Origin of the sequence: Kribbella sp. (genome assembly GCF_035687465.1) — a bacterium.
In the GTDB taxonomy this organism is placed as follows: Bacteria; Actinomycetota; Actinomycetes; order Propionibacteriales; family Kribbellaceae; genus Kribbella.
Genome location: NZ_DASRXP010000151.1, coordinates 1 through 10,832, shown reverse-complemented (window position 1 = coordinate 10,832; position 10,832 = coordinate 1). Strand labels below are relative to the sequence as shown.

Here is a 10,832-nt window from a genome sequence, read left to right as displayed (position 1 = left end):
ACCACCGAGTCCAACACAGCGACGAGATCATCCGCGAGCTGGTCGATCCGCGTGGTTCCAGGCGGCGCGGTCTCGGACCGCCCGTGGCCGCGATGGTCATAGGCAACCACCCGCACAGCAGACGAACCAAGCACCCGCGGCAACCCTTCAAGCTGGTGATGCCAGCTCCTGGTCGAGCAGGTCCAACCATGCGCGAGCAACACCGTCACCGGCGCATCCGACGACCCGGCGGTCTCCACATGCAGCCGTACGCCGTCTGCCGTCACCACCTCGTCCCGTTCGGCCTGAATCGTCATGCGATCGCTCGTGGGTGCTTGTTGCTCTCAGCAAGCAGGTGTGCCGCACGAAGACGACCGCCCCGAGCTCCTCGGCCTACCAGCCAAGCGATCCCGAGGATCTCCAGCGAACCCACCACGGCAAGCAATGCGTAGCCACCGTTCCACATCCAGCGCGGTACGTCGGTCCGCTCCTCGCGGCGCAGTACCTCCTGCTCGCTGATGAACTGGACCGTCTGCCCGTCCGACACCTGCACCGCAGGCTTCTCGATCGCCACGTCCTCCGGCGCATAGACCCACAGCGCGACCATGTTCCGCTGCCCCTGGTGCAGCCGGACCATCGACTTCCACTTCCCGTACATCGGCAGCGGATCCGTCGACTTGTAGGTGCCGTCAGCAACCTTCTCCATCCGGTACGTCGCGAACCCGCCACCCTGCCAGGCCATCGCCTCGAACCACCGCGCACCGTCGGCAGCATCGGCCGGCTGCAGCGTCACCGTCACGTAGGCGGTCGGCTCGGATCCGGTCGCCACCCGATCCAGCGACACCGTGCCGCTGACCCCGGGATCGGCCGAGCGCGGTACACAGAAGAACAGTGCGCCCAGTACTGCGACCAGCCCGATCGCGCCCAATTGGTGCGTCCGGATCACGGTCGGTGTGGTTCGCACCTCGCCCGCGACCTCGGCGTACCGGGTGGCGAGCCAAGCACCCGCCAACCCGGCTCCGATGCCGGCGACCACCCCGAAGCCGAGCGCCGACGGGATCATCGAGGACGGCCAGGGGATCGGCATCCATACCTGGCTCCAGCCGTACTCCGCCAGCACGCCGACCGTGCCGATCAGAGCACCGGCGACAGCTCCGAGGCGGAAGCGATTCTTGTTGCCCAGGGCAAAGGCCACCAGCTCGACGATGACCGCCTCGACGATCAGCAGTGGGAAGTGCCCGAGGATCTGGCCGAGCGGTTGGTCTACCACCCAGGCGATTCCGCCGCGGATGATCAGGTACACGGCCAGTGCGCCGAAGGTCGTCCCCGGGCCACGGCGAGCGCGCAGTACGGTGAAAGCCAGCGCGGCGCCGAACGCGATCAGAATCGGCTGCAGGATCAGCGGGAACTGCGGTACGCCGTAGTTGAACTCCGTGCTGAACAGGTCCCACGCGATCAGCAACGCGCCGACGCAGACGATCTCCTGGAACCGGCGCCGCAGGTTCATCCCGACCAGTTGCTCGACCTCGGCGGAGGCGAGCAGCCGCGCGAAGATCGACAGCACCACACCGCCGATCATCAGCAGGTGCGTCGGCCCCCAGAGGGTGACGTCCTCGCCGAACAGCCGATGCCACGCATCGTCGAGCGGGAAGCCGACCAGCGCGAAGGTGCCGCAGAACGTCACCAGCGCGGCACTGCACGGAATGCGCCAGCCCTTGGTCAGCTTGATCGTCCGGGCCGGCAGCGGCTTGCGCGCAAGCGCGATCGGGAGCACGCCGGACACGATCACGCCGAGGATGCCGAAGAAGATCGGGTAGTGCGCGGGCGTCCCGAACGGCCCGGTGTCGCGGCCCTTGTCGATGTGCACCGCGATGTCCCACCAGACCCCGAAGGCACAGGCGAGCAGCGAGACGGCATGCAGGTACGGCGTGATCGCGGCCCATCGGGGGACTCCGTCCAGTCTCCCGATGGTGTCCGCAAGCCGTCCTACCAGCGTGGGACGGTCGGTCCGTTCCCGCCACAGCAGCACGGCGAGCCCCAGGTACATCAACGAGACGAGGCCGCTCACGATCGCGATCTGGTCGAACGTCGCAGAACCGGTCGAGGCCGCCAGCGGGACGGTCATTCGGACTCCCTCAAGTCGAACTCGTTGGCCGGGCACCTTCAGGGCAGCATGCGCCATGAATGATGTTACATAGGCTATGTAACGTGGAGTCTGCAAGACTGTCAAGGGTGGGAGGACAGATGCCGGCCGACGCGGCCGCGGAAGAGTTCACCGTCGACCAGCTCGCCGCGAAAGTGGGCATGACGGTCCGCAACGTGCGCGCGTACGCCGGTCGCGGGCTGATCCCGCCACCCCGGCTGGCCGGCCGGACCGGGTACTACGGCGCCGACCACGTGGCCCGTCTCACGCTGGTCCGCGAGCTGCTCGACAAGGGCTACACCCTGGCCGCGGTCGAGCGGATGATGAGCGAACTCCCGGACGGCGCGCTGGCACTCGGGGTGTTCGAGGCCCTGGTCAGCCCGTGGACGCCGTCCGAGCCCGAGGTGATCACCGAGCAGCAGTTGGCCGAGCGCGCCGGGATCCCGCACGACGCGGCCACGATCGCGAAGCTGGTCGAGCTGGGGATCGCCGAGCGGCTGGACGACGGGAAGCTGCGGATCCCGAACCCGGACCTGCTCCGCGCCGGCCTCGAGGTGATCAAGCTCGGCGTTCCACTGGACGCGATCTTCGACATGCTGCCGAAGCTGTTCCACCAGGCCGACGAGATCGCGAAGATCTACGTGGAGCTGTTCCGCAGTACGGTCTGGCGCCAGTTCAGCGACGCCGGCCTCCCCGCCGATGGCTGGCCCGAGATCCAGCGCACGCTGGAGAACATCATTCCTCTGGCCGGCCAAGCCCTGGTCGCCGCATTCCGCGAAGCCATGGGCCGAGAGATAGAAAAGGTCGCCTACGAAGAACTAGGCCTCCCACCCACCGAACTCCCCTCCACCGGCTAAATCGCGCGGAGGGTTTTGCTGTCGGGGATCAGGCTGCTGAGGTTGTCGAGGGCACGTTGCGAGGCGGCATCGGCGGCTCGGTAGACGATCAGGCGTTGGCCCGCATCACCGAGTGGTGTCAGTACGTCGTACTGGACCGTCAAAGCACCGACCTCCGGGTGGAGGATCCGCTTCCGGCCGTTGCCCTTGACCATCACGTCCCGCCGTTCCCACAACGCCGCGAACTCCTCGCTCTCCGCAGTCAGCCTTCCGACCAACTCCGCGAGCTCGGTGTCGTCGGCATGCGCCGCCCATGCCGCGCGCAGATCGGCGATCCCCTCGCGAATCACCTGCTCGCGATCCGGGTAGTAGTCCGCGAAGGCCGGCTCCAGCGTGCACAACCACATCGTGTTCCGCTTGTCCGCGCCCACCCCGGCGAAGTCGAGCATCAGCGCCGCCAGCTCGGGATTCCAGGCACAGATGTCGAACCGGTGATTCACCAGCATCGCCGGCAGCGGCGACATCGCCTGTACCAACTGCGCCAGCGATCCCGACTCCGGACCAGCCTGCCGACGCACGGAAGTCCACTGCCTGGTCAGGTCGAACACGTACGCGTGCTCGTCGTCGGTCAACCGCAACGCCTTCGCCAGCGCTTCCAGCACCTCGGACGACGGACGCAGTCCCCGCCCCTGCTCCAGCCGGATCACGTAGTCGACGCTCACCCCGGCGAGCTCGGCGACCTCCTCGCGGCGAAGTCCCGGCGTACGGCGCGCCCGACCGCGCTCGGGCAGATCCACCTCACCGGGCGTCAGCCGCTCCCGCCGGGTGCGCAGGAAGACGGCGAGCTCGTGCGCAACGTCCACCGATCCGGTCATGTCACCCGAGTCTACGGAAACCCCGGGTCCGCCTTGCGGCCTCCGCAAAGGTGGATCAGGACGCTACGTCGGCGGGGACTGGGGCCGGTTCCGTGTGGATGTACCGCGGGCCACGGAAGAGCGAGGCGGCGGCGCCGATCAGCGACATCAGGATCGCGAGCGTGAGCACGATCACCAGGCCGTGGTGGAAGGGGCCCGAGATGAGCTGCGGGAAGAACTCCTTGCCGGTCAACGTGCCCAGATCGGCGCCCTGGGTGGCCGATGCGGGGAGCGCGCCGAGCGTCGTACCGAGGGGGTTGTAGCCGAGGAACGCGGCGAACAAGCTTCCGACCGGTGGTTGGTTGGCGATGCCCGTCGCGACCGCCTGCGAGACGCCGTGTGCCTCCAGGCCGTTCGTCAGCGCGCGCGGAAGACTCTGCGCCAACCCGATGATCATCAGGGTGAAGAAGATCCCGATCGACAGCGACGTACCGGAGTTGAAGAAGGTGCCGCGCATTCCTGACGCGGCGCCCCGCCGGTTGGCCGGGACGCTGCTCATGATCGCGCTGGTGTTCGGCGCCGAGAACAGTCCCGAGCCGATGCCGTTGAGCACCAGCAGACCGGCGAACGCCCAGTAGTTGAAGTCGGTCGGCAACAGCATCAGCCCCAGGAAGCTCACCGCGACCAACAGCAGCCCGCCGGTCGCAAACGTTCGCGCGCCGAACCGGTCGGAGAAGTAGCCCGACAGCGGTCCCGCGAACAGGAAGGCCACGGTCAGCGGAAGCAGGTAGATCCCCGCCCATAGTGGGGTGCTGGAGAAGCTGTAACCGTGCAGGGGCAGCCAGATCCCCTGCAGCCAGATGATCAGCATGAACTGCAACCCGCCGCGGCTGACCGAGGACAGCAGGCCGGCCAAGTTCCCCGCGGAGAAGGCCCGGATCCGGAAGAGCGACATGTCGAACATCGGATCGTCCACGGACGACTCGACGAAGCAGAACGCGACCAGCAGGGCGACGCCGCCGATCAGCCCGGTCAGCACCCAGGGACTGGTCCAGCCCATGTCGTGTCCGCCGTACGGCTGGATTCCGTAGGTGATCGCGGCCAGCAGCACCGTCAGGCCGATCGCGAACAGCCCGTTGCCCCACCAGTCGATCCTCGTCCTCGCCGAACGGGCACTGGTCTCCCGCAGGCTGCGGTAGGACCAGATCGTGCCGAGCAGGCCGAACGGGACGGAGACGAAGAACACCAGACGCCAGTCGACGGGAGCCAGCAGTCCGCCGACGATCAGCCCGATGAACGAGCCGCCGATGGCGGCGACCTGGTTGATGCCGAGGGCGAAGCCGCGGCGCTCCGCGGGGAACGCGTCGGTCAGAATCGCCGTCGAGTTGGCGAAGAGCATCGCCGCCCCGACACCTTGCACGACTCGCCACAGGATCAGCCACAGCGCTCCGCCGCCTTGGGTCAGCGGGTCGAACACCAGCGCCACTGACCCGAAGGTGAACACCGCGAAGCCGAGGTTGTAGATCTTCACCCGGCCATACATGTCGCCGAGCCTGCCCAGCGATACGACGAGAACCGCGGTGACCACCAGGTAGCTCATCAGCGTCCACAACAGGTAACTGACGTTGCCCGCCTGGAGCGGGTTGAGCTTGATGCCGCGGAAGATGTCCGGCAGCGAGATGATCACGATCGACGAGTTGATGGTGGCCATCAGCGTGCCGAGCGTCGTGTTGGACAGCGCCACCCATTTGTAGCCCTGGTGATCGCTCCCGACCGCGAACCGGGACGTTGACTTGGTACCTGAACTCACTGTGTTCCTTCCCACGATCAGGGCACGACCACGACGACGGGCGCGTCCTTGCGGCAGGTGAGCCGGTGACTGAGGGAACCGGCGAGATGGTGCCATACCTTCGCGGACCTGCCGACCACGATGACTGTGGCGTGAACGCTGCGGGCGATGTCGGTCAGGGACCGGGTGGCATCGCCGTAGTCGCTGATGAATTCGATCGAGATGCCGAGGTCACGGGCACGATGCTCCGCTTCGGCCTTGATCTCGGCGGCGACCTCTTCCCTGATGTTCTGGGCGCCGGCGTAGTCGTAGGGCGCGCCGTAAACGGCCGCGGGGTCGGTCATCGGCATCACGTAGACGACGATGAGTTTGCCGTTGGACCGGGCGACTGCCCCGGCCGCCCAGGAGAACGCGTCCCAACTGGTCGGCGATCCGTCCACCCCGGCGACGATGGTCGGTGCTTGGAAAACCGGGTCGGTGGGATTCGGTGTCCGCTCTGCGGCGGCATCCTGGCTCATACGATCACCTCATTGACAACAAATGGTCAGCCGGTCTGGCTGTCCTGACTTTCGGCGGCGAGCTCGGTGAGGCGGAGCAACGCCGGCAGTGCCGCGTCGAGCGCCGCGGCTTGGTGTTCGTCGAGCTTGTCGATCAACCCCGTCAGCGCCGAGGCGCCGACGCGACGCATGGTGCCGAGATGATTCCGCCCGGCCTCGGTGATGGCGACCAGCACAACTCGCGCATCGGTGGGGTCGCGGCGGCGTTCGGCAAGGCCGAGTCCTTCCAACTGCGTCACGAGGACCGTCATCGACGGTTGAGCCACACCCTCGTTGACGGCCAGGTCCGTCAGCCGCCTCGGGCCGGTGCGCTCGAGGGTGACCAAGGTCGATGCGCCGGTCAGACCGAGACTCCGGTCCCGCCGCCGGATCGCGGCGCCGGCCAGGGCGAAGAGTGTTTCGCCGAGGAGAGCGCTGTTCTGGGCCACGCCATAAGTATAGGCGCGTCTATATAGCTACGGTAATGAAACTCTTGGTGATGCGGCCCACCAAGCAGCAGGCGCCGAGGTCTTGATGGAGTACCCCGCAGGGCTGTAACTTTCTGTCGCCGCCCACCCACGAGAGGTGATCTTCATGCTGAGACGCTCGGCGCCGGGCAAGCGAACATCCGTCATCACCCTCCTGGTGGCCCTCCTCGCCCTCTGGCCTCTCGCGCCGACCATGACCGCCACGGCGACCACCGCGCCCGTCGTCGAGGCCGGGCAGCCGACTGGCGGTGCCGAAGTCGTCGCGGTCACGCCGGTCGCCGACCGGCTGGTCGACCTCTCGGTGCGATCCCAGGCCCTCGGCGGCCGGACCGTCAAGGTTCGGCTGCTCACCCCGGACGGCTGGAATCCCTCCGATCGCCGGCAGCACTGGCCGACCTTCTGGCTGCTGCACGGTTGCTGCGGGGACTACACCTCCTGGTCGGGTACCGACATCGCGAAGATCGACAGCCTCCGCAAGGTCCTGGTGGTGATGCCGGAGGCGGGCTGGAACGGCTGGTACAGCGACTGGTGGAACTACGGCGCGGGCGGAGACCCGGCATGGGAGACCTTCCACACCGTCGAACTACGCCAGCTGCTGGAGCGAGGCTGGGGCGCCGGCTCGAACCGCGTCGTCGCCGGCCTGTCGATGGGTGGCCAGGGCTCCCTCCTGTACGCCGCCCGCCACCCCGGCATGTTCCGCGCGGTCGCCTCGTACTCCGGCTCCGCGCACCCACTGCTGAACGACGAGTCGGTGAACCGGATGATGGGATTCTTCGCCGGCCAGGGCAACGACCCGCTCCGCGTCTGGGGCGACCCGGTCGCGCAGCGCGCCGTCTGGCAGGCACACGACCCGTATTACCTGGCAAAGCGACTCAAGTCCCTGCCGGTGTACCTGTCGTGCGGTGACGGCACCGCGGGACCCTTCGATCCACCCGGCAAAACCGATGCACTGGAAGCCGACTTCAACCGCCAGAACCACGCCCTCGCCGCCGAACTCCGCCGCGTCGGCGCCAAGCGTCTGACGACCAACTTCTACGGGCCGGGAACGCACGGCTGGTCGTACTGGCAGCGCGAACTGCACGCCTCACTCCCGATGTTGCTCAAGGCCCTGGGCGTCTCAGGGTAGGGAGAGCCAGTCCCAGGGAGGCGTCTCCCTTTCCCACCTGCTTCCGTGGCAAGGATTCACGGTTCGGTCAGCCGGTTCGGCGGGAGCGGGCCAGCCAACCGAGCGTGACGGCGATCAGGCCCACCAGCATGGCGACGTAGGCGCCGCCGAGCCCGTTGCCGGTGCCGAGACCGCCGTCGGCAGTGGCCGCGACCGACCCGCCGACGACCACGGCGATCAGACCCGCCACGAGAGCCGTGGCGGCGCCGTTCCGCCGGGCCCAGGTGCCGATGTGACCCTTGCCGGTGAGGCGGGCCAGAGCCAGGCCGCCATTGACCGCACCGAGGAGGCCAACCAGTGCGGCCAAGGAGGCTGAGATGCGGCCGCCGCTCAGGGTGTAGAAGCTTGCGGCGACCGGCTGGACAGAGGAGTCCGCGGCCGCCGGTTCGGCGAGCGCGAGACAGCTGATCAGGGCGCCTACGGCCACGGCAAGCACAGTGCGGACTGACATGAAGTGCTCCTTCTCTTCAAGGGAACTGGATCACCCGAGCATGTCCGCCTGACCCGCCTCTGGTCGTCCGGCGGACGCGGACACTTCGCGCTACCGCAGACGCCGCAGGCGCCGCGCACGTACTGCGTACGTGGTAGCCGATCACTCCTCCGCGGGCTGGACTCGCGCGAGGCTGCATCCGGCTAGGGTGCGCGCATGAGCACAGGATGGTCCGGTGTCCCGACCGGTGTGAGGGACTGGGCGATCGCCGTCGGCATGGCGGCGACGCTGCTGGTCACTGGCCTGTCCGAACGGCACTCTGGCATGGGCTCCGCCCTGCTCGGCTGCACGCTGCTGGCGGCGGGCGGCGTGGCGCTCGTCTGGCGCCGCCGGGCTCCGGTTCCCGTCCTGGCCGCCACCGGGCTGTGCGCGGTGGGATACCAGGCGGCCGGTTTCGACGTGCCCGCCGTCGCGTTCCTGTTCGCGGTGTACGCGGCCGTACGGGAGGGACACCGCACCGTCACCGTGGTGGCGAGCGTGGCCGTGCTGGCCACGCTCCCCCTCGCGGCCCTGGCCTCGGGCGTGCACGACACGGGCGAGGCGTTCGCGCAGGCGCGCAGTGCCCTGGAGATCGCCTGGCTTGTCGCCGCGGGCGCTGCGGGTGAAGCGCTGCGGCAGGCCGAGCGGCGGGCGGACGAAGCCGAGCGCACCCGGGAGGAGACCGCGCGACACCGCGCCGACCAGGAGCGGCTGCACATCGCGCGGGAGTTGCACGATTCACTCACCCACCAGATCTCTGTCATCAAGGTGCAGTCCGAAGTCGCCGTCCACCTGGCACGCAAGCGCCGCGAACCGGTACCGGATGCCCTGCTGGCGATCCGGGAGGCCGGTCGTGAGGCAACCCGGGAACTGCGGGCGACCCTGGAGGCGCTGCGCGACGACGACAAGACCCCACCGCACGGGCTCGACCACGTCCCAGAACTGGTAGAACGGTTCCGCATGACCGGCATGGACGCGAGTTTGACGATCGAAGGACACCGACACGGCGTGCCGGCCGCGGTGGGCCGGACCGTCTACCGGATCGTTCAGGAGTCGCTCACCAACATCGCCCGTCACGCGGACGCCGCCACGGCGTCGGTCCGGATCGACTGCCGCCCGGACGTGATCGCGATCCGCATCGATGACGACGGCAAGGCCGTGCCGGACACCGCCCCGACGCTCGGCGTCGGGCTGCTCGGCATGCGCGAACGCGTCACCGCCCTCGGCGGCCGGCTGCGCGCGGAGCCGCGCGGCGAGGGCGGCTTCACCGTCCAGGCCGAACTGCCCGTGGAGCAGACGTCATGATCCGTGTTCTGCTGGTCGACGACCAGCCCCTCATTCGCAGCGGATTCCGCGCGCTCCTCGACCTCGAAGACGACATCGAGGTGGTGGCCGAGGCCGCCGATGGGAAGGAGGGCCTGGCGCTGGCCAGGGAACACCTGCCCGATGTCGCGCTGATCGACATCCAGATGCCGGTCATCGATGGCATCGAGACGACCCGGCGCATCGCCGCGGACCCCGACCTGGCCCGGGTGCACGTCGTCATCCTGACCAACTACGGCTTGGACGAATACGTCTTCAACGCGCTGCGCGCCGGCGCGGCCGGATTCCTCGTCAAGGACATCGTTCCGGAAGACTTCCTGCACGCCGTACGGGTCGCCGCGCGCGGTGACGCCCTGCTCGCACCCTCGATCACCCGCAAGCTCATCAACAGATACGTCACCCAACCTCTCAACGCCGGCGCCGGGACAGGGCTCGAAGAGCTGACCAACCGCGAACGCGAGGCAGTCGCCCTGGTCGCGCAGGGCCTGTCCAACGACCAGGTAGCCGGCCGCATGGTGATCAGCCCGATGACCGCGAAAACCCACATCAACCGGGCCATGACCAAGCTGCACGCCCGTGACCGCGCTCAGCTCGTTGTCCTCGCCTACGAATCCGGCCTGGTCTCCCCACACAGCCCTTGACATCCACGGTCCGGGTGCCGACGATGCGGTGCTTCCTGTGTTGCCTGCCGGCCGTCCGGCTGATCGTGGGTCTACCGATCGACCTGCCCGGCGGAGGGTAGGAGAGCCAGTCCCAGGAAGACGTCTCCCTTTTGCCTCGCACTTGGGGGGCCGATCGGCCAATCGATCACACCTGTGCCGTGACCTGCGGCTTTGTTGATCATCACTTGCCGTCCTCAACCGACAGTTGGCATCCTTCGACGGAGCAGCGACGGAGCTGACTGCGCGCCAAACCACCCCCACAGACAGCGCCATAGAGAGGGGCGCAGGGGTGGGTATCCCGGCAACAACCGACCGCCGCCGAGTCCCCGATCCTCGCGCCAATCAGCGCAGTTTGACGACCGCCCGAACGAGACAAAGAAACGGTCAGAAGAAATCTTGAGGCCGGTCGTTGCGCCGAAATACAGGTCAGCCCCTTAGGCGGCCGAGTCCACCGGTCAGCCTGGCCAGTAATCGGTTGAGCCCGGAACTTGATTCCGTTGTCGGCGACGTTCGAAAATGAGGCCGTAGCGACGTGGCGGGTTCCAGTCAACGTTGCAACGGAGGGAGCTCCGCTGAGGCTAGAAGCGC

11 protein-coding genes are annotated in these 10,832 nt (G+C 67.9%); 4 read left to right on the top strand and 7 right to left on the bottom strand.

What is annotated here, in order from left to right; genetic code table 11:
• Nucleotides 1-296: alpha/beta fold hydrolase (locus tag VFG33_RS07705; RefSeq protein ID WP_325023893.1), on the bottom strand; the 296-nt coding region annotated here is incomplete at its 3' end.
• On the bottom strand, nucleotides 293-2,104 hold the full coding sequence (locus VFG33_RS07700) for a hypothetical protein (protein ID WP_325023891.1): 1,812 nt from the start codon (nucleotides 2,102-2,104) through the stop codon (nucleotides 293-295). The genes VFG33_RS07705 and VFG33_RS07700, both read right to left, overlap by 4 nt.
• 119 nt (nucleotides 2,105-2,223) lie before the next feature.
• On the opposite strand from VFG33_RS07700, the gene VFG33_RS07695 reads away from it, so the two are divergent.
• Nucleotides 2,224-2,979, top strand: coding sequence for a MerR family transcriptional regulator (locus VFG33_RS07695; RefSeq protein WP_325023889.1), 756 nt, complete (start codon nucleotides 2,224-2,226; stop codon nucleotides 2,977-2,979).
• Here the strand turns inward: VFG33_RS07695 and VFG33_RS07690 are convergent.
• Genes VFG33_RS07690 through VFG33_RS07675 form a run of 4 tightly spaced genes read right to left on the bottom strand, consistent with a single transcriptional unit; the run spans nucleotide 2,976 to nucleotide 6,586 of the window.
• Nucleotides 2,976-3,833 (bottom strand): helix-turn-helix domain-containing protein, encoded by an 858-nt coding sequence (locus VFG33_RS07690; protein ID WP_325023887.1) that lies wholly within the window; start codon nucleotides 3,831-3,833, stop codon nucleotides 2,976-2,978. The two genes, VFG33_RS07695 and VFG33_RS07690, sit on opposite strands and share 4 nt — an antisense overlap.
• 55 nt (nucleotides 3,834-3,888) lie before the next feature.
• Nucleotides 3,889-5,622: an MFS transporter gene (locus VFG33_RS07685; protein WP_325023886.1), complete on the bottom strand. Its 1,734-nt coding sequence runs from the start codon at nucleotides 5,620-5,622 to the stop codon at nucleotides 3,889-3,891.
• A gap of 17 nt (nucleotides 5,623-5,639) precedes the next feature.
• On the bottom strand, nucleotides 5,640-6,119 hold the full coding sequence (locus tag VFG33_RS07680) for a universal stress protein (protein ID WP_325023884.1): 480 nt from the start codon (nucleotides 6,117-6,119) through the stop codon (nucleotides 5,640-5,642).
• A 26-nt stretch (nucleotides 6,120-6,145) separates the two neighbouring features.
• The gene (locus VFG33_RS07675) at nucleotides 6,146-6,586 is read right to left on the bottom strand and encodes a MarR family winged helix-turn-helix transcriptional regulator (RefSeq protein WP_325023882.1); all 441 of its coding nucleotides are present in this window, start codon (nucleotides 6,584-6,586) and stop codon (nucleotides 6,146-6,148) included.
• Nucleotides 6,587-6,731: 145 nt separating this feature from the next.
• Between VFG33_RS07675 and VFG33_RS07670 the strand changes: the two genes are divergently transcribed.
• Nucleotides 6,732-7,751 (top strand): alpha/beta hydrolase, encoded by a 1,020-nt coding sequence (locus VFG33_RS07670; protein WP_325023880.1) that lies wholly within the window; start codon nucleotides 6,732-6,734, stop codon nucleotides 7,749-7,751.
• Nucleotides 7,752-7,818: 67 nt separating this feature from the next.
• On the opposite strand, the gene VFG33_RS07665 is transcribed toward VFG33_RS07670, so the two are convergent.
• The gene (locus VFG33_RS07665) at nucleotides 7,819-8,241 is read right to left on the bottom strand and encodes a DUF6223 family protein (RefSeq protein WP_325023878.1); all 423 of its coding nucleotides are present in this window, start codon (nucleotides 8,239-8,241) and stop codon (nucleotides 7,819-7,821) included.
• A 195-nt stretch (nucleotides 8,242-8,436) separates the two neighbouring features.
• Here VFG33_RS07665 and VFG33_RS07660 point away from each other — a divergent pair, with 195 nt between their 5' ends.
• Both VFG33_RS07660 and VFG33_RS07655 read left to right on the top strand, forming a co-directional pair.
• Nucleotides 8,437-9,564 carry a sensor histidine kinase gene (locus VFG33_RS07660; RefSeq protein WP_325023876.1) on the top strand — a complete coding sequence of 376 codons (1,128 nt, stop codon included), beginning with the start codon at nucleotides 8,437-8,439 and terminating at the stop codon, nucleotides 9,562-9,564.
• Nucleotides 9,561-10,223, top strand: a complete 663-nt coding sequence (locus VFG33_RS07655) for a response regulator (protein ID WP_325023873.1) — start codon at nucleotides 9,561-9,563, stop codon at nucleotides 10,221-10,223. The genes VFG33_RS07660 and VFG33_RS07655 overlap by 4 nt, the downstream gene beginning before the upstream one ends.
• The last annotated feature ends 609 nt before the right edge of the window (nucleotides 10,224-10,832 follow it).

Bases quoted from the DNA above. Each gene is read 5' to 3' on its own strand.
- VFG33_RS07700 (WP_325023891.1), bottom strand. From the start codon at position 2,104: ATGACCGTCCCGCTGGCGGCCTCGACCGGTTCTGCGACGTTCGACCAG.
- VFG33_RS07695 (WP_325023889.1), top strand. From the start codon at position 2,224: ATGCCGGCCGACGCGGCCGCGGAAGAGTTCACCGTCGACCAGCTCGCC.
- VFG33_RS07690 (WP_325023887.1), bottom strand. From the start codon at position 3,833: ATGACCGGATCGGTGGACGTTGCGCACGAGCTCGCCGTCTTCCTGCGC.
- VFG33_RS07680 (WP_325023884.1), bottom strand. From the start codon at position 6,119: ATGAGCCAGGATGCCGCCGCAGAGCGGACACCGAATCCCACCGACCCG.
- VFG33_RS07670 (WP_325023880.1), top strand. From the start codon at position 6,732: ATGCTGAGACGCTCGGCGCCGGGCAAGCGAACATCCGTCATCACCCTC.
- VFG33_RS07665 (WP_325023878.1), bottom strand. From the start codon at position 8,241: ATGTCAGTCCGCACTGTGCTTGCCGTGGCCGTAGGCGCCCTGATCAGC.
- VFG33_RS07660 (WP_325023876.1), top strand. From the start codon at position 8,437: ATGAGCACAGGATGGTCCGGTGTCCCGACCGGTGTGAGGGACTGGGCG.
- VFG33_RS07655 (WP_325023873.1), top strand. From the start codon at position 9,561: ATGATCCGTGTTCTGCTGGTCGACGACCAGCCCCTCATTCGCAGCGGA.